General features: G+C 61.6%; 13 protein-coding genes and 2 tRNA genes. 14 read left to right on the top strand and 1 reads right to left on the bottom strand.

Annotated elements, in window-relative coordinates; all coding sequences use genetic code 11:
* Nucleotides 1-202 precede the first annotated feature (202 nt).
* The 14 genes from dnaN to BJD99_RS16555 all read left to right on the top strand — a co-directional run bounded on the left by dnaN (nucleotide 203) and on the right by BJD99_RS16555 (nucleotide 16,312).
* Nucleotides 203-1,387 carry a DNA polymerase III subunit beta gene (dnaN, locus tag BJD99_RS16615; RefSeq protein WP_084348255.1) on the top strand — a complete coding sequence of 395 codons (1,185 nt, stop codon included), beginning with the start codon at nucleotides 203-205 and terminating at the stop codon, nucleotides 1,385-1,387.
* Nucleotides 1,388-1,463: 76 nt separating this feature from the next.
* Nucleotides 1,464-2,384: a phosphogluconate dehydrogenase (NAD(+)-dependent, decarboxylating) gene (gnd, locus tag BJD99_RS16610; RefSeq protein WP_084348254.1), complete on the top strand. Its 921-nt coding sequence runs from the start codon at nucleotides 1,464-1,466 to the stop codon at nucleotides 2,382-2,384.
* A 2-nt stretch (nucleotides 2,385-2,386) separates the two neighbouring features.
* On the top strand, nucleotides 2,387-3,598 hold the full coding sequence (recF, locus tag BJD99_RS16605; protein ID WP_084348253.1) for a DNA replication/repair protein RecF: 1,212 nt from the start codon (nucleotides 2,387-2,389) through the stop codon (nucleotides 3,596-3,598).
* Nucleotides 3,598-4,152 (top strand): DUF721 family protein, encoded by a 555-nt coding sequence (locus BJD99_RS16600; protein WP_084348340.1) that lies wholly within the window; start codon nucleotides 3,598-3,600, stop codon nucleotides 4,150-4,152. Before recF ends, BJD99_RS16600 begins: the two co-directional genes overlap by 1 nt.
* A gap of 156 nt (nucleotides 4,153-4,308) precedes the next feature.
* Nucleotides 4,309-5,253: a metal-dependent hydrolase gene (locus tag BJD99_RS16595; protein WP_373270554.1), complete on the top strand. Its 945-nt coding sequence runs from the start codon at nucleotides 4,309-4,311 to the stop codon at nucleotides 5,251-5,253.
* 32 nt (nucleotides 5,254-5,285) lie between these two features.
* Nucleotides 5,286-6,383, top strand: coding sequence for a PDR/VanB family oxidoreductase (locus BJD99_RS16590; RefSeq protein WP_084348251.1), 1,098 nt, complete (start codon nucleotides 5,286-5,288; stop codon nucleotides 6,381-6,383).
* A gap of 309 nt (nucleotides 6,384-6,692) precedes the next feature.
* Complete coding sequence (gene gyrB, locus BJD99_RS16585; RefSeq protein ID WP_084348250.1) at nucleotides 6,693-8,732, top strand: DNA topoisomerase (ATP-hydrolyzing) subunit B; 2,040 nt, start codon at nucleotides 6,693-6,695, stop codon at nucleotides 8,730-8,732.
* Nucleotides 8,733-8,801: 69 nt separating this feature from the next.
* The gene (gyrA, locus tag BJD99_RS16580; protein ID WP_084348249.1) at nucleotides 8,802-11,345 is read left to right on the top strand and encodes a DNA gyrase subunit A; all 2,544 of its coding nucleotides are present in this window, start codon (nucleotides 8,802-8,804) and stop codon (nucleotides 11,343-11,345) included.
* Nucleotides 11,346-11,830: 485 nt separating this feature from the next.
* Entirely contained in the window at nucleotides 11,831-12,742 is a 912-nt protein-coding gene (locus BJD99_RS16575; protein WP_143542199.1) for a DUF3566 domain-containing protein, read from the top strand.
* Between the two features lie 124 nt (nucleotides 12,743-12,866).
* Nucleotides 12,867-12,940, top strand: a tRNA-Ile gene (locus BJD99_RS16570).
* Between the two features lie 19 nt (nucleotides 12,941-12,959).
* Complete coding sequence (locus tag BJD99_RS21120; protein WP_218775725.1) at nucleotides 12,960-13,079, top strand: DLW-39 family protein; 120 nt, start codon at nucleotides 12,960-12,962, stop codon at nucleotides 13,077-13,079.
* Nucleotides 13,080-13,173: 94 nt separating this feature from the next.
* A tRNA-Ala gene (locus BJD99_RS16565) sits at nucleotides 13,174-13,246 on the top strand.
* 296 nt (nucleotides 13,247-13,542) lie between these two features.
* Entirely contained in the window at nucleotides 13,543-14,544 is a 1,002-nt protein-coding gene (locus BJD99_RS16560; protein WP_256895843.1) for a diguanylate cyclase, read from the top strand.
* 127 nt (nucleotides 14,545-14,671) lie between these two features.
* Nucleotides 14,672-16,312: an alpha/beta hydrolase gene (locus BJD99_RS16555; RefSeq protein ID WP_084348247.1), complete on the top strand. Its 1,641-nt coding sequence runs from the start codon at nucleotides 14,672-14,674 to the stop codon at nucleotides 16,310-16,312.
* A 23-nt stretch (nucleotides 16,313-16,335) separates the two neighbouring features.
* On the opposite strand, the gene BJD99_RS16550 is transcribed toward BJD99_RS16555, so the two are convergent.
* On the bottom strand, nucleotides 16,336-16,725 hold the full coding sequence (locus BJD99_RS16550) for a hypothetical protein (RefSeq protein WP_084348246.1): 390 nt from the start codon (nucleotides 16,723-16,725) through the stop codon (nucleotides 16,336-16,338).
* Nucleotides 16,726-16,780: the final 55 nt, after the last annotated feature.

Below are 16,780 nucleotides of genomic sequence, written 5' to 3'. Positions count from 1 at the left end.
TCGTTCACAGGCCCCACCCAGCAGCCGTGGGCCTGCTTGGTCGACGTCGTCGTTCGGCTTTCAAGTTGGTCGGGAAGGGCATACGGTGTGCTTCTGCTCGGTTGTGTCAGACTCTTCGATGCACCGGTCATGAGCGCACGCTGCGCTCACCGCAGACATTGTGGGAACGAACTGCTGCCGAACGAGAGGAAAGACTTTAGCGATGGAGCTTGGAAGTCTGAAGTTTCGCGTTGCTCGCGAAGATTTTTCCGATTCCGTTGCCTGGGTTGCTCGAAGCCTCCCGTCCAGGCCGCCCGTTCCCGTTCTCGGTGGAGTTCTTCTCGCCGTCGACGAGCAGGGTCTGACTGTTTCTGGGTTCGACTACGAGGTATCAGCCCAGGTCCGGGTATCTGCTGAGGTCGCAACTGCCGGTCGAGTCCTCGTCTCCGGCAAGCTTCTGGCCGATATCACGAAGTCTCTCCCGAACAAACCCGTCGACGTCGGTGTCGAGGGAACTCGAGTGCTCATCACCTGCGGCAGTGCGAAGTTCTCGCTGCCGACGATGCCCGTCGAGGACTACCCTCAGCTTCCCGAGCTGCCGACGCAGACCGGATCGATTCCGGTCGAGGTGTTCTCCGAAGCCATCGCGCAGGTTGCAGTTGCGGCAGGCAAAGACGACACCCTTCCGATGCTGACCGGCGTCCGAGTCGAGATTGCGGGCACCAAGGTCGTGCTCGCAGCTACAGACCGATTCCGCCTGGCCGTTCGCGAACTCGAGTGGACACCCGTCGGCGAAGACGTCACGACCGAAGTTCTCATACCTGCGAAGACTCTGTCCGAGTCCGCGAAGACCTTGGTCGGAAACGCGAGCTCACCCGTCGAACTCGCACTGGGTTCGGGGTCGACCATCGGCGCCGACGGCTTGCTGGGAATTATCAGCGAAGGCCGTCGCACCACGACCCGACTCCTGGATGCAGACTTTCCCAAGTTCCGCCAGCTGTTGCCACCGGAACACACGGCCGTCGCGGTCGTGGAGATCGCTCCGCTCGTCGAAGCCATCAAACGCGTCGCGTTGGTTGCCGAGCGCGGTGCCCAGGTGCGCCTCGAGTTCTCGGCCGAAGGTGTGCTTCTCTCCGCGGGCGGTGACGATGCCGGGCGTGCCGAAGAAGGCCTGCTTGCAGACTTCCAAGGTGAGGCATTGACGATCGCCTTCAATCCGGGGTACCTGATCGACGGATTGTCGTCGCTGCACAGTGAAAAAGTCACGTTCGGGTTCACCACTCCCAGTCGGCCGGCAGTTCTGCGTCCGACTTCCGACGATGAGCTCGTTCCGGATTCTTCGGGCAAGTTTCCAGCACCGCAGAGCGCGTACACGTATCTGCTGATGCCGGTTCGACTACCTGGCTGATCGGATACGGAACACGTCCGGATGCGGTTTACTCGACGCCAAGGGGCATCCGCACACTAGAGAAGGACATCTCCTCATGCAGCTGGGACTGGTCGGCCTCGGGAAAATGGGCTTCAACATGCGCGAGCGTCTGCGTGCGCACGGACACGAAGTGATCGGATACGACCCAAGACCAGAGGTTACCGACGCCCCGTCCCTCGAGGAGTTGGCCAAGACGTTGGTGGCGCCGCGGGTCGTGTGGGTCATGGTTCCGTCCGGTGACATCACCCGAAGCACGATCGCGTCGTTGAGCGAGGTACTCGACAAGGGTGATCTGGTCATCGACGGTGGCAACTCCCGGTTCACCGACGATGCCGCGAACGCCGAACGACTTGCAGGGAAAGGCATCGGTTACATCGATGCCGGCGTGTCCGGTGGCGTCTGGGGACTCGAAAACGGATATGGCCTCATGGTGGGCGGTTCCGAGGAGGACGTTTCACGCGCCCTTCCGATCTTCGACGCCTTACGCCCAGAGGGTGAGCGTGCCGACGGGTTCGTCCACGCTGGCCCGGTCGGCGCAGGTCACTACTCGAAAATGGTCCACAACGGTATCGAGTACGGGCTCATGCAGGCCTATGCCGAGGGATACGAGCTGCTCGAGGCGGAAGAGCTCGTTCAGGACGTCCACGGGGTGCTACGTGCGTGGAGCAAAGGGACCGTCGTTCGTTCGTGGCTGCTCGATCTGCTGGTTCAAGCCTTGGCCCAGGACCCCGAGTTCAGCGAGATCTCCGGTTACACGGAAGATTCGGGTGAAGGTCGGTGGACGGTGGAAGAAGCGATCAGACATGCGGTCCCAGTGCCGGTTATCGCGGCCGCACTGTTCGCGAGATTTGCTTCGCGGCAGGACGATTCGCCCGCTATGAAGGCTGTGTCGGCTCTTCGTAACCAGTTCGGCGGCCACGCCGTCAAGCGGGCAGGTGCTGATGAATTACTTCGAGCACCCGACCCCAAGAAATAGCCTTGTTCGTTCGTTCGTTCACTCTTCGCGATTTTCGTTCGTGGGATGACGTCACCACTGATCTCGGTCCTGGCTCGGTGGTGTTCGTCGGTCCCAACGGGCATGGGAAGACGAATCTGCTCGAGTCGCTCGGATACCTCTCGACGTTGTCCTCTCACCGTGTGTCTTCGGATGCGCCGCTGATCAGAGCAGGTGCGGAGCGGGCCTTTGCGGGTGCATCGGTGATAAATCAGGGTCGAGAATTGACGATCGATGTCGAGATCCTCGAGGGCCGGGCGAACAAAGCAAGAATGAATAGATCTCCGGTGCGACGGCCTCGTGAAATCCTGGGGGTACTGCGCAGTGTGTTGTTCGCACCCGAGGATCTCGCGTTGGTGCGCGGAGACCCAGGCGAGCGTCGTAGGTACCTCGACGAACTGTTGACGACGCGTCGTCCCCGAATGGCGGCTGTCAGAGCAGATTATGACAAGGTACTCCGTCAGCGATCGGCATTGCTCAAGACGGCAGGTGGATCCTTGCGACGCGGCTCGAGCTCGAGCGACGGGGTGGGCGCATTGGCGACTCTGGATGTTTGGGATGGGCATCTTGCTGCGCATGGTGCGGAGTTGCTTTCCGCAAGAATAGGTTTGGTACACGAGCTGACACCTCATGTAGCCGAGTCCTACTCGTCGATTGCCCCGGAGTCACGCCCCGCAACGATCAAGTACCGCAGCAGTCTCGCCGAAGCGCTGCCACCGGAGTTCTCGGATCCGAATCGCGAGCCCGAATCCGATGATGTCGAGGTACTGGAAGCTGCTTTCTTGCATCAACTTTCGACGATGCGTACGCGTGAGATCGAACGTGGAGTCTGCTTGGTCGGACCTCACCGGGACGATCTCGAACTTGGGCTCGGTGATCAGCCGGCGAAAGGCTATGCGAGCCATGGCGAATCGTGGTCCTTTGCGTTGTCATTGCGGTTGGCGTCGTTCGGGCTGCTCCGTGCCGAGGGCAGCGACCCGGTCTTGATGCTCGACGACGTATTCGCAGAACTGGATCGCAAACGTCGAAGTGCACTTGCGCGAGTGGCTTCCGGGGCGGAGCAGGTCATCATTACAGCTGCGGTCGCCGAGGACATTCCGGCCGAAATTGATGCCAGGCGCTTCGGCGTCGAAGCTGTTCAGGGAGATTCGGGTCGAATCTCCACCATCACTCCCCTCGATGAAAATGTGTGCTGATGACCGATGATGCCGGAAGTAAAGATCCGGAGAACGAACCACGCGGAGTGGATCTTGCTCGACGTGCCCTCGAGGACGCACGTGCGGCGGCGAAGGCGAGTGGTAAGTCTGTGGGGCAGGGACGGTCGTCGCCCAGCGGTGGAGTTCGCGCGCTTCGAGGCCGACGCAAGCGTGGATGGTCCGGGGCCGGACCAGACGATCGCGACCCACAGACACTCGGTTCGGTGGCCGGTTCGATTGCAAAGAACCGTGGATGGTCCGACAAAGTGGCAGAGGGCACGGTGATGGGGCGTTGGCCCACCGTCGTCGGCGAGGACATTGCGGCACACGCTGTCCCTGTCAAGCTCGAGGACAGCGTTTTGAGCATATCGGCGGAGTCGACGGCGTGGGCTACTCAACTTCGGTTGATGCAGGCACAGATTCTGGCCAAGATCGCCGCCGCAGTCGGCCACGGGATCGTGAAGTCGCTGAAGATCACCGGACCCACCACGAAAAGCTGGCGCAAGGGTGATCGCCACGTCAAGGGTAGGGGTCCCCGAGACACGTATGGGTAAATCCTCCTATTCGTGATATTTCTAGAGTGGGATTATCACAACTTCGCCGGTGATTCAAGGGTATTGTGGGTGATTGGCCGTTTTCGGATGCGTATCCACTCGGTTCCACCAAGGCTGTTGGCTCGGGGCAGCCGACGCAGTCGACGAAGGGATGCAGTGTTACCCAAGAATTTTCGATCTTCGGACCGTAACGGGCACTCGACCGTCGCGGTTACGCACAATGTCGACGCGCCTACGCTGGATGACAGGGTCATTCTGCAGGCCAGGAATGTCTCGTTCGACTGGGGCTCGTTGCCGCTGCATTATGTGGACGCCGACCCGCTGGCGACCCATCTGTTCAACGTGATGCATCTTCTTCTGCCCGAGGGCGAAGAGTGGTTCGTCCGTACTTTCAAAGAAGCTCTGCCTTTGATCCATGACGAGCAGCTCAAAGAGGACGTCATCGGATTCATCGGGCAGGAAGCAATGCACGCTCAGGCCCACACACAGGTCCTCGAACAGCTCACCGCCTACGGGATCGATGTCGAGCCGTACGTCGAGCAAATGCGATTTCTGTTCGGCCGTGTGCTGGGAAACAGGTCCGGACATACGCGCAACAGCCTGGTGGAGCGCATTGCGCTGATCGCAGCGGTCGAGCATTTGACGGCTTTTCTCGGGGACTGGGTTCTCAATGCCCGGCAGCTCGACGTCGTCGAGTTCGACCCGACCATGTTGGACCTGTTGAGGTGGCACGGGGCTGAAGAAGTCGAGCACCGATCGGTGGCTTTCGAGGTCATGCAGTACTTCGACGTACGACCGGCACGACGGCTGCGAACTTACATTGCCATCGCGCCGACCATGGTGTGGTTTTGGACGCGCGGGGTGCGGTTCTTGATGGATCAGGACCCGACGTTGGCAGCTTTGCCACCGAAAAAACGCCGCCCCTCCTTGCGTGACTATCGCCGGGTTGCTGCTCGAGGGCTCTTTCCGAGTCCGAAGTCGTTATGGAAAGCATCGCTGCGCTATCTGCGGTCCGACTACCACCCGTCACAGGAAGGATCCACCGCGCAGGCGGTGCAATATCTCGCCACTTCCCCTGCTGCACGCGCAGCTGCACGGTGAGTGCCTTGGGTTTTCGGCGCAAGTGGGCAAAAATGACGCGATCGGTCGAGGCCTTCCGCGTAGGCCGAGTCATTCCGGGTGATCTGTACGGGCGGACCGCGTCGGACCAGACGGTGTCCATCGTCACCGATGCCCTGGACAAGTGGTTCGCCCTTCTCGACGACGGATCGTATTCCGGTGAGTACGCTGCGCCGGAAGTGGTGCGTACCGTTTCACTCACTCTCGACCGAAGAGAGATCCTCTGCGTCGATCAGTGCGTGGCTCAGCTGACTTTCCGGTCTTCCGACGGGGCGCCGTTGCCGGCCTGGGCGCCGGGAATGCACCTGGACTTCCACTTGCCTTCGGGACGTCGTAGGCAGTACTCGTTGTGCGGTGATCCTGGCGACCTCGACAGTTACACCGTTGCGGTGCGGTACATCCCGGACGGCGGCGGTGGCTCACAGGAAATGCATGCCCTCGAGGAGGGAGCTGAACTTGTGGTTCGCGGACCACGCAACGGGTTTCCTTTCGTACCGAGCGGGCAGGCGGTGTTCGTTGCCGGTGGAATCGGGATCACTGCGATCATTCCGATGGTGCGTGCCGCTCGCGAAGTGGGTATGGATTGGCATCTCGTCTACTGCGGGCGTTCCCGCGAATCGATGCCGTTTCTCGACGAGATAGTGACGTGGGATTCCGACCGCGTGACGGTACGCACCGACGATGTCGAAGGTGTGCCGTCCGGCCCGACACTGCTCGAGCCCGTTGTCGGCGGTGCTGTCTATTGCTGCGGTCCACCGCCGATGATCGAGGGTGTGCGGACGGCGTTCGACGCGTTCCCTGCCACACACCTTTATTTCGAACGGTTCTCTGCGCCACCGGTGCGCGGCGGAGTGGAGTTCGAGATTCAGCTGGTGAATTCCGGAACAGTGGTCACCGTCCCGGCGGACAAGACTGTGCTGGAGGCGATTCGGGAGATTCGGCCCGATGTCAGCTACTCCTGCCAGCAGGGATTCTGTGGGACGTGCCGCGTGCGGGTTCTCAGTGGGAAGCCCGAACACCGCGAACACAGGCTGACCTCGGACGAGCAGGAGCAGGAAATGCTGATCTGCGTGTCCCGCTCGAGCGGCGACCGGATCGTGTTGGATCTCTGACCCTCGAGGGTGGATCTACCGTCCATCTTTGTCGTCGCACTCCGAGAAAATGCGTCTGTGAGCCATTCAGGGGCTAGTTTGGGGTGTCATTGGCCCCATGCCGGCAGGGTGTGCCAGTAGTATAGGGCGGTAACGTAAAGAAGCCCTTCGGATCGACTCTGCCGAACAAGGACGTCCACCGCGAAAGCGGCAGACGTCCATGACGGTGTGTCGCTTCCGTGCCGGAGCACCACGAGTGTGTTTTCGATGCGGCAGCACCGTGTGGTGCGAGGGGGAGTCGAAGATACGTAGAAGGAGAACAACCCAACCGTGACTGCCCAAAAGTCAGGTAAGAGCGATAACAAGGATTACGGCGCTTCGTCGATCACGGTTCTCGAGGGGCTCGAAGCAGTCCGTAAGAGACCCGGTATGTATATCGGTTCGACCGGTGAGCGAGGCCTGCACCACCTGATTTGGGAGGTTGTGGACAACTCCGTCGATGAAGCGATGGCCGGATACGCATCGACTGTCGACGTCACGATCCACGATGACGGCAGCGTCGAGGTCGCTGACGACGGTCGAGGAATGCCCGTCGACACCCACTCCTCCGGTGTTCCCGCCGTCGAGGTCGTCATGACCCAGCTGCATGCAGGCGGAAAATTCGATTCGGACTCGTACGCGGTCTCCGGTGGTCTGCACGGCGTCGGTATTTCCGTGGTCAACGCACTGTCCACGAAGGTCGAGCTCACGATCTCCCGCGACGGGCATCGCTACACCCAGACGTACGATTACGCCAAACCCGGTCCGCTCGAGACCGTCGGCGATACCAGCGACACCGGCACCAGGACGCGCTTCTGGCCGGACGGCAAAATATTCGAGACCCTCGATTTCAACTTCGAGACCGTGCATCGCCGTCTGCAGGAAATGGCCTTCCTCAACAAGGGTCTGACCATCAACTTCGCAGACGAGCGCATTGCCGTCGCCGAAGTAACCGAAGACGAGTTGGGCGAAACTGCGCTTGCCCCGAAGTCTGCTACCGAGGAACAGGCCGAAGCCGCCGTTGCCAAGCCCCCGAAGGCACGGAAGCGGACGTATCACTACCCGGATGGCCTGGTCGACTTCGTCAAGCACATCAATGCGAAGAAGACCCCGATCCATACCTCTGTCGTCGGATTCACCGGTAAGGGCACGGGCCACGAGGTCGAGGTCGCGATGCAGTGGAACGCCGGTTACTCAGAGTCGGTTCACACTTTCGCCAACACCATCAACACCCATGAGGGTGGAACCCACGAAGAAGGTTTTCGCACGGCGTTGACGGCGACGGTGAACAAGTACGCCAAAGAAAAGAAGCTCGTCAAGGAGAAGGACGGGAATCTCACCGGCGACGACATCCGTGAGGGATTGGCCGCTGTTCTCTCGGTTCGCGTGGCCGAGCCGCAGTTCGAGGGCCAGACGAAGACAAAACTCGGCAACACCGAGGTTCGCTCGTTCGTTCTCAAGGCCTGCAACGAGCATCTCTCGCACTGGTTCGAGTCGAACCCGGCCGACGCCAAAACCATCATCAACAAGGCTGTGTCTTCGGCGCAGGCTCGTATGGCTGCGCGCAAGGCGCGAGAAATGGTGCGGCGCAAGAGCGCAACCGATATCGGTGGACTGCCGGGCAAGCTAGCCGACTGCCGTTCCAACGACCCCAGCAAGTCCGAGATCTACATCGTGGAGGGCGACTCCGCCGGCGGCTCGGCCAAATCCGGCCGAGACTCGATGTTCCAGGCGATCCTGCCGCTTCGCGGAAAGATCATCAACGTCGAAAAAGCCCGCATCGACCGCGTGCTCAAGAACAACGAAGTCCAGGCGATCATCACCGCATTCGGTACCGGTATTCACGACGAGTTCGACATCACCAAGCTGCGTTACCACAAGATCGTGCTGATGGCCGACGCCGACGTCGACGGCCAGCACATCTCCACGCTGCTGATGACTTTGCTGTTCCGTTTCATGCGACCCTTGATCGAGCATGGCCACGTCTACCTCGCGATGCCGCCGCTGTACAAACTCAAGTGGAGCCGCGGCGAACCCGATTTCGCGTACTCCGACCTCGAGCGAGACGGTTTGCTCGAGGCCGGTCTGGCCAACAAGCGCAAGATCAACGTCGAGGACGGTGTGCAGCGCTACAAAGGTCTCGGTGAGATGAATCCCAAGGAACTGTGGGAAACGACGATGGATCCGTCGGTGCGCGTCTTGCGTTTGATCACTCTCGACGACGCTGCAGCTGCAGACGAACTCTTCAGCGTTTTGATGGGCGAGGACGTGCCCGCTCGTCGCAGTTTCATCGCCCGCAACGCCAAAGATGTTCGCTTTCTTGACGTTTAGTTGATGTCCGTAGGTCAGCCCGGCTCTGTCGTGCTGACCTACGGTGACTTTCTCTAGGAGAAAAGCCTTATGTCCGATATCACCGAACCACCAGTAGGACCGCCTCCGGGTTCGACCACCAACGCCGAGGGTGGAGACCGGATCGATCCGGTCGACATTCAAGAGGAAATGCAGCGTAGTTACATCGACTACGCGATGAGCGTCATCGTCGGCCGTGCGCTACCCGAGGTCAGAGACGGCTTGAAGCCGGTCCACCGCCGGGTGCTCTACGCCATGTACGACTCGGGTTTCCGTCCCGACCGCAGCTACGTCAAATCCGCACGCCCCGTTGCCGAAACGATGGGTAACTACCATCCGCACGGCGACAGCTCGATCTACGACGCGTTGGTCCGTTTGGCTCAGCCATGGTCGATGCGATACCCGTTGGTCGACGGTCAGGGCAACTTCGGATCACGCGGCAACGACGGTGCCGCCGCAATGCGTTACACCGAGGCACGTCTGACCCCGCTCGCGATGGAGATGCTGCGCGACATCGACGAGGAAACCGTCGATTTCATTCCCAACTACGACGGCAAAACCCAAGAGCCGACGGTACTTCCGTCGCGGGTGCCCAACTTGTTGATGAACGGATCCAACGGAATCGCCGTCGGTATGGCCACCAACATTCCGCCGCACAACCTGCGCGAGCTCGGTGAAGCAGTGTTCTGGGCCCTCGACAATTTCGAGGCGGACGAGGAAGCCACCTTGGCCGCGTGCATGGAACGCGTCAAGGGCCCGGACTTCCCGACACACGGACTCATCGTCGGTGGCCAGGGCATCCAGGATGCTTACTCCACCGGCCGCGGATCCATCCGGATGCGCGGCGTCGTGGAGATCGAAGAAGATACCAACGGTCGCGCGACGATCGTGATCACCGAGCTGCCCTATCAGGTCAACCCGGACAACATGATCACTTCGATCGCCGAGCAGGTCCGCGACGGCAAGCTCGGTGGCATCTCGAAGATCGACGACGAGTCTTCGGACCGCGTCGGCCTGCGCATCGTCGTCACCATCAAGCGCGATGCCGTCGCGAAGGTGGTGCTGAACAACCTTTACAAGCACTCCCAGCTCCAGACGAGCTTCGGGGCGAACATGCTCTCGATCGTCGACGGCGTCCCGCGTACGTTGCGTCTCGACCAGATGATCCGCTATTACGTGGCTCACCAGCTCGAAGTGATCGTCCGCCGTACGCGATACCGACTGCGTAAGGCGGAGGAGCGCGCACACATCTTGCGTGGACTGGTCAAGGCGCTCGACGCGCTCGACGAGGTCATTGCTTTGATCCGCCGCTCTCCCGACGTCGATTCCGCCCGCACGGGCCTCATCGACTTGCTCGAGGTCGACACGATTCAGGCCGACGCGATCCTCGCGATGCAGCTCCGGCGGCTTGCTGCCCTCGAGCGTCAGAAGATCATCGACGAGTTGGCAGAGATCGAAATCGAGATCGCCGAGCTCGAGGACATCCTTGCCAAGCCCGAGCGTCAACGCCAGATCGTGCGCGACGAACTCGCCGAGATCGTCGAGAAATTCGGCGACGACCGGCGCACCCGGATCATCGCTTCCGACGGAGACGTCAACGACGAGGATCTGATCGCCCGTGAGAACGTCGTGGTCACCATCACCGAGACGGGCTACGCGAAACGCACCAGGACCGATCTCTACCGTTCGCAGAAGCGCGGCGGCAAGGGTGTTCAGGGTGCGGGGCTCAAGCAGGACGACATCGTCAGCAAGTTCTTCGTCTGCTCGACGCACGACTGGATTCTGTTTTTCACCACCAAGGGCCGCGTCTACCGCGCGAAGGCTTACGAGCTGCCGGAAGCCAACCGCACCGCGCGTGGTCAGCACGTTGCCAATCTGCTCGCCTTCCAGCCGGACGAGCGGATAGCTCAGGTCATTCAGATCCAGACCTACGAAGATGCGCCCTACCTGGTCCTCGCGACCAAGGGTGGTCTGGTCAAGAAGTCCAAGCTCACCGACTTCGACTCCAACCGAAGCGGCGGCATCGTGGCGGTCAACCTTCGTGGTGAAGACGAATTGGTCGGCGCAGTGTTGGCGTCCTCGGACGACGACCTGCTTCTCGTCTCCGCGCAGGGCCAGTCCATCCGTTTCTCGGCTACGGACGAAGTGCTGCGTCCGATGGGTCGGGCGACATCCGGTGTACAGGGCATGCGATTCAACGGTGAAGATCGGCTACTGTCCCTCAATGTCGTCCGCGAAGGCAAGTACCTTTTGGTCGCAACTTCGGGTGGCTACTCGAAGCGGACTGCGATGGAGGACTACCCGCAGCAGGGCCGAGGCGGAAAGGGCGTGCTGACGATTCAGTACGATCCGAAGCGTGGCACGCTGGTGGGGGCTCTTATCGTCGACGATGATGACGAGCTGTATGCCATCACATCCGGGGGCGGCGTCATTCGTACCGCGGCTAAGCAGGTCCGGAAAGCCGGCCGACAGACGAAGGGCGTTCGGTTGATGAATCTCGGTGAAGGCGACACACTGCTCGCTATTGCCCGCAATGCCGATGAGCCCGAGTTGGGCGCTGAGGGCACCGAAGAAGATGCACCGAAGGAGTCGTAGTGAGTACTCCCAACAGGCCCGGTAGCAGGCCGGCCCCGCAGGGCGAACAAGGCGATGCTGCCGCGCGACCGCAACCGGCCGCACGGCCTCCTTCCGCACCGGAGCCCGGACGTACCCCGCCGCAGCAGGCACCACTGAGGCCGGCCGCGGCAGGATCGCCGACGCCGCAGGGCGGTACACGCCCTCCGGCACGGCCGACGCAGGGGCCACAGACCCAGGCGCCAGGCCGCCCACCGCAAGGGCCGCCGGCTCAGAGCGCCCCACAGCAGGGACCCCCACAGCAGGGAGCTCCCGGTCAACGAACCGACCCTGCAGCTTCGGCTCCAACCGAACAGCGTGCACAGCAGCCCGCCCCGCAGCGGCCGCAGAATCCACCGGGGGCCCCAACTTCACCGGGTGTCCAGCCTCCGTCAGGGGTGCAGCCTGCACCTCGACCGACCGCGGCGGAGCCACCGCCCACTCAGGCTTCACCTACGGTGAAAGGTGTGCCCGAGCGTCCGCGTGAGAAGCCTTCGGCGGCGACGCCTGCTGCAGCGTCGGAATCGGCGTCGGCTCCACTGGATCCGCTGAGGGCCGGAAGTCAGCAACCTCCGACGACTGCTTTGCCGAAAGAGCGCACCGATTCTGCGGGTGCGCCGGACGGTGCTGGGGCCAACCGGTCTGCGCAGGGATCGCCACCGTGGCAACGGGGTCAGGTTCAGGGTCAGCACGAGACCGCGAATCGTGCGCAGAACCAGCCGCAGACCAATCTGTCGACTCGAACTGGCGCGTTGCCGGCCGGATCGCCTGCCGATGGGCCAGTCACTCCCACCGCGCAAGCTCGTGGCGAAAGTCCTCGTGGCGAAAGTCAGGGGGCGAAAGCTCAGCGGCGGGAAGATGCCAAGTCGAAAGCCGCCGTCATAGACGGTCCGACTCGTCATATCGAACGCAAGGATCTGGCGAAGGACATGCCGGACTTGTCCTCGGTTCGACATCCGGCGCCCAGTAACGAGGCACAGAAGGCTCCTGCCCCGGTTGCGGTTGCTGCGCGGGTAGAGGGCGAGCCGCTCCGGGCCACGATTCAGATCCGGAAGATCGATCCGTGGTCGACGCTGAAGATCTCGTTGGTGATCGCGGTGTCCTTGTTCTTCGTCTGGATGGTGGCAGTCGGGCTTCTGTATGCCGTTCTGGACGGCATGGGTGTGTGGGACCGACTGAACAGCGCCTTCACCGAGATCGTCAACGAGGACGGCGGTGGCGGACTGGTGAGTGCAGGTCAGGTGTTCGGCTACGCAGCTGTCATCGGAATCCTCAATGTGGTGTTGTTCACTGCACTGACGACGATCGGATCGTTCATCTACAACTTGTCGTCGGACCTGGTCGGGGGCGTCGAAGTGACGCTCGCGGATCGGGACTGACACGGCGTAAGACGGCACCGCGTCGAGCCGTTTTGGAGTACAGCGGCTCGATGCGGTAACCTCACTCCTCGGTTCGAGGAGAATAATTTCCTCGAATTAAATGGTCCCTGTGACCGAGGTTCGAGGGCCTATAGCTCAGGCGGTTAGAGCGCTTCCCTGATAAGGAAGAGGTCGGAGGTTCAAGTCCTCCTAGGCCCACAACCAGAAGGCGGAGAGGATGAGATTCGTGAAGATTCTCGTCCTCGCCGGTGCGGTTGTGACAGTGATCCTGACAGTGATGAAGCTGCGAGCAGTGCGTAGCGGAGACGGTGTCTGGCACGAAGTCACCACTGCCTGAACGTCCTATGGTGAGGTGAAACCGGTTGTCAGAGACCGGTTGTTGCAAAAGGTAAGTGAACATGTAACGTGTTGTTCGCTCGCCGGATAGACCCGGGGCCTTAGCTCAGTTGGTAGAGCGCTGCCTTTGCAAGGCAGATGTCAGGAGTTCGAATCTCCTAGGCTCCACAGTTTCACGAAGACACAGGATGACGCCCAGCATCAGCTGGGCGTCATCTTTTTTTGTCTGCCGGTTCCGGTGGATATTCGAGCTGATCGCCTCGGCGCACCGATCTCGAGAGTGATTTCTCCGGCGACTCCTCTACCGGATCGAGTGTCGTCTGTAAGTGTTAGGGTCCGGCACGTAGAGCGCGTCTGCCTACGTTCACATGACGCGACCATGGGAGGTGGGCCATGCCGAATCGAAGTCGATGGAACAGGCATCTGGGACGCCTCCGCGTGTACCCGTGCGGGGCCATTCGCGAGTGAGAAAACTCGAGCTCGATGAAGCGGCCCTGACACTGCTGGTTTTCGTCGTGGGAACGACGCTTCTTTCCATCGCTGGTGGAAGCGCATCGTGGGGCCAACTGGGGGTGACGGGTCGGCTCGCAGTTCTCGCGGCGTCGGCTCTCGGTATCGCGTCTGCGGTAGCGCTTCTGAGATCGAAGCAGCCGAGCCCGAAGCGCACCATCGGCAGTGTCACGTTCATGGCTACCCTCGCTCTGGCGTTGACGTCGTCTGTCAGTACCGCCCTGCCGACCCTTCTCGTCAGCGTGCAGTCCGCGATGTTCCTGGGCATGCACGTCGGCGCGTTCTGGTCCGAGCGTAATGCGGGCATATGGGCTGCGTTCGTCGCGCTTTCGACGGTAGCGGGTACCGCTGTGGCGCCATACGACGCGCCGTTCATCGCGTACATCCTCATTGCGCTCGGAGTAGTCGGCTCCACCGAAGTATTCGGTACCTTCGCCCGACGTATGCGCTATTCGGCGACACACGACGTCCTGACGGGGCTCCTCAACCGCTTCGGATTCGAATCCAAGATAGACAAGGTGCTCCCGGCCTGTGCTGCTCGCGGGCTGTCGGTCAGCGTGGCGGTGCTCGATCTGGACAACTTCAAGCAGATCAACGATGAGTACGGGCACATCGCAGGCGACGTGTTGCTCTCACGCCTGTCGAAGGCGTGGAAAGCCGAACTCACGCGGCGAGACGTGCTCGGCCGACTCGGGGGCGACGAGTTCGTCCTGTTCATGCCGGGCGTTCACGAGGCAGAGGCCTGGCACATCATCGAGCGGCTTCGGCGCGCACATCGTGCCGAGTGGAGTGTCGGACTGGTCTGCATGCCCGCTACGTGTCGCTGGGCGGAGATATACCGGGCGGCCGACGCCGATCTGTATCGCGCCAAGCGCAGCAGACCGATAGCGCAAAGGCAGCCTGGCGCTGCTGACACCGACTCCACCGGTGAACCGGACTGGAGAATACAGCGCTGAGTTCTCGCCCCCCGCATTCATCCACAGCCTGTGGATAGATTCGGCCCGGCGAGCTGAAAAAAGTGTTGACTGTGTTCTCACGTCGACTGACCGGACGGCGATCGGGTAGTCGACGGGGGATGGTTGCATGGTTACCTGGAGTGACGTTCGGCAATGGGACCCGGAAAAGATTGGGCTGCTTGCGCGCGCACTGGTCCGCACGTCGGACGGGTTGATGGACGATATGGCCACGCTCGAGCGATTGTCCGAGACCCTCGAGTGGACAGGGGTAGCCGCAGATGCAGCGCGCACAGAAATTCACAGCCTTCGTGACGGGTATGTGCGCGGCGCCGATCAGCTGATGTCGATCGGAACCTGTGTCGAGGATCTTGCGTATGCGATGTACCCGCTCGTGGCTTCGGTTCGCGACTGCGACCGCGAAGCCCAGGACAGTGATGTCGACATCACCGACGACGGCGGGGTTGTGGATCGAATGCCGCTGTACTCCAGCGCGTCCGAAGATGCATGGAGCCTCGGTCGCGATCGGCTCAGGCGAATACGCGACCTGCGGGAACGAGCTACCGAACTTCTGACGCGTGCTCGATACCTCGACTCGGAGGGCGCCGCGACTCTGCGGACACTCTCAGATTCGGTATCGGCGACAGGAGCGGACGTCTCCACGATCCCCGCTGCTGCAACAGAATTCAGAACAGCAGTTCCGACCGAGACAGCAGTATCTATGGGAAGGAGTGCGCCCGCAAACGCCGCATTCTGGGATTCGCTCACGATGGCTGAGCGGACCCGACTACTGGTAGATCGACCCGATCTGATCGGAAACCTGGACGGGATTCCGGCGATGGTCCGGGATTCGGCAAACCGTCGGATGCTCGTCCGCGAAAGAACCCGCCTCGATAAAGTTGCCGCCGACCTTCAGAATCGCTTGAACAACAACATCTTCGGTGGGATGTTGGACAATGCCGATGCTGGGTTGGCACAGACACGCAAGCGTTTGGCCGCGCTCGATGCGATCACGGCCACCCTCGATCAGGGGGATCGCCAATTGCTGGTCCTGGACAATCGGAGTGGCGAGGACACCCTGGCTGCGATCGCGGTGGGCAATGTCGACACCGCTACTCACGTGGCGGTGTTCGTGCCCGGCCTCGACTCGGATGTCCAAGGGGACTTGGGACGATACGACGGTGATATGGATTCATTGAAAATGACTGTCGAACAACTACTTCCAAAGAATCCGCCGGAGACCGCCGCGTGCGTGACATGGATGAACTACGAGGCTCCGCACCTCGGGTGGAACCTGTTGAACCCGGACCGCTCCGTCGTCTCCGGCTCAGCGGCGATCGCCGGCGGAGAGCGGTTGTCGACATTTCTCGACGGACTCGATGCCGCGCGTGCCGAGGACCCACATCTGTCTTTGCTCGGTCATTCCTACGGTTCGCTCACCGCCGCGTATGCGGTCCGCGGTGCCGACGACACGGGCGTCGACGACTTGGTTGTTCTCGGGTCGCCAGGACTGGGAACCGGGACCGTCGCGGAGCTGTCCATACCGCCAGGTCACGTATTCGTCGGTGAAGCGGCCGACGACAAGGTCGCGGACCTCGGGGCCTTCGGCACCGATCCGAGCCATCTCGACGGCACGGAAAAGCTCCATACCGAAGGTTCGGGATACCTACCGGCCGAGGGACATGGTGGGTATTTCACCGAGGGCACCACAGCGCAGCACAACAGCGCGCTGGTCGTTGCCGGGCGCGCCTCCGAATCAGGCGGAGGCTGACCGGCATCGACCGACGGTCCTCGCTAGGGGTGCTCGGGGGCGCCGGGCTGCCCGTCGGCAGCGTGGGAGACCTCCGACTCGTAGTCGGCGAGACTGGGCGGCGCGTCCGCGGGCGGCTGGAAGGTGTTGCGACGTCGAGTGGCGAGAACTGTGACGCCGGCGACTGCCCCGAACAACGCTCCGAATACCAAGATCCGCTTCGTACGAGGTGAGACGCGAGGCCCGCCTTTTCGCTGGGCTCCGCTCTGCTTACGTCGGGCAATTTCGCGTCGCGCAAGCTTCAGTCCCCGGGTGGAGAGCTGGAGTCCGACGCCCGCTGCACCGCCACCGAAAACTTTCGCAGCCTGCACGGCAGAGCCACCAGTGGTCACCGCAATTCCACGAATCCGACCGGATTTCGATGTGCTCGTCATGCCTTCACTGTTCCATATGCAGGCGTAGAGCCAGGAATGAACACATCGAAGGACC

Origin of the sequence: Rhodococcus sp. 1163, from assembly GCF_002091985.1 — a bacterium.
Lineage (GTDB): Bacteria > Actinomycetota > Actinomycetes > Mycobacteriales > Mycobacteriaceae > Rhodococcoides.
Note: the sequence above shows the minus strand (reverse complement) of the source record. Positions and strands in the feature narration are given on the sequence as shown.